This window comes from Faecalibacterium sp. An58 (assembly GCF_002161515.1).
Lineage (GTDB): Bacteria > Bacillota > Clostridia > Oscillospirales > Ruminococcaceae > Faecalibacterium > Faecalibacterium avium.
In genome coordinates this window covers 1-1,555 of record NZ_NFHX01000065.1, presented here as the reverse complement: position 1 = coordinate 1,555, position 1,555 = coordinate 1, and the positions used below count along the sequence as shown (strand labels likewise).

The window sequence follows — 1,555 nt, the reverse complement described above, 5'->3', positions numbered from 1 at the left end:
AGTTCCTGCAGCGAACTGTACTGCCGGGCATCCAGAGGCTTGCCATCCAGCTTCCGCTCGATCTTGTAACCTTCAAGGTCCACATGGACTTGCAACGGGATATCCTCATCGCCCACGGTAGTGTAAGCGATGTTGACCCTGCTCAAGTCGCTGAAATCCGCCTGCGAAGCGTATTCGTAGGCGCAGAACTCGTCGATCAGAGTTTTGGCGCGGTCCAGCAGGCCGGCCTGCAGAGCATCCGCCCGGCTCTCGATGCAGCTCCAGATCTCCTCCATGTGACTGCTTTCCAGCTTGTCAAATTCTGCATAAACGTCCGCCAGCGGTGAGGGCGAGGTTAGCAGTGCCGCTGCCTGGGCATCGGTCAGGTCGTTGTACTCGAGCGAAAGCAGAATGTCCTCCCGCATGACATACTCATAGGCGTAGTTCAAAATTTCCTGTGGCGGCTGGGCCAGCAGCCAGTCCCGGAACTGCTCCTGTTCCGTAAACATCTGCTTGTAAAGGGTGGTATTCCACTGTTCATTGGTCATCTTTCAGCCTCCTTTTTATGCTGCTTATTCGGTACAGATTTCTCAGCTGCGGCGGCTTTCAGTCCGGCCAATACCGAGGGGCGGTGCTCGTCCTGTTCGACCTCCGGTTCTTCCCGCTCCGGCTCAGGGCGGCCCTCCATGTTCAGCAAGGCGTCCAGTTCGGCCAGACGGGAGGATTTTTCGGCCAGCTCCGCTTCTTTGGGGAAAGGCTTTTCCACCTCAACTTGCGCCGCGTCCCGCTGCTGATATAAAGTCTGCAACTGGTTCTCGGCGCGGGCGATGCGGTCGGGGAAGTTGTCCAGCGCGTTGTCCAGGCGGGTCAGGTTGCCGCGGGCGTCGGTACCGAGGGGAACGAAGTGACTGGTCGCGCCCCGCAGCACCGCCTGGTACTCGTTGCGGAAGGTATCAAAACGCAGATCAAGGCCAAAGCCGCGGTAATGCCCCAGCGTCACCGTCTCGGCGGTGGGCATTTCCTTGCAGACCAGAAGCAGCCGCTCACCGGCGGCCAATTTGTCCTCAAAGTGCATCCCTTTCACAGTCATGCCGCAGAAGCCGTCCTTCACCTGTGGGTTGGCCTCTGCCGTTTTGGCGTCCTGTTGCAGGGCGGCGATCTCCGTTTTCTGACACTGGATGCTGGCAGGAAACTCTTTGAGCAGCTTATCCTCCAGCCGATACTTCTGGCTCTGATGGTCGGCTTTCAAAACCTTCAGCTTTGCTACCTCCACATCCAGATTCATCTTTTCCTTGATGAGCGGATTGCCGGCGCACAGCGCCTTGACCTCGGCGTAGCTGAGGACCTGCTCGTCCACGTCCTCACAAGAACGGACGGGCGATTTCGAGGTCATGATCTGTCCGATGAAGCGCTGTTTATTTTCGAGTGTCTGGAACAAGTACGCATCGAATGTCCCTTCGGTGACGTAGTTGTAGATCTGAACCGTCTTATTCCGGTTGCCCTGTCGGATGATGCGGCCGTTGCGCTGGGTCATGTCAGAGGGTTTCCAGCCCACATCCAGATGATGAACGGCAAC

At 57.6% G+C, this 1,555-nt stretch carries 1 protein-coding gene and 1 pseudogene; both read right to left on the bottom strand.

Annotated elements, in window-relative coordinates:
* Positions 1-527 (bottom strand): DUF3848 domain-containing protein (locus B5G12_RS14140; protein ID WP_144064184.1); only part of this gene is annotated, 527 nt, incomplete at its 3' end.
* Positions 524-1,555, bottom strand: a pseudogene (locus B5G12_RS14135) (hypothetical protein); the annotation flags it as partial. The gene B5G12_RS14140 and the pseudogene B5G12_RS14135, both read right to left, overlap by 4 nt.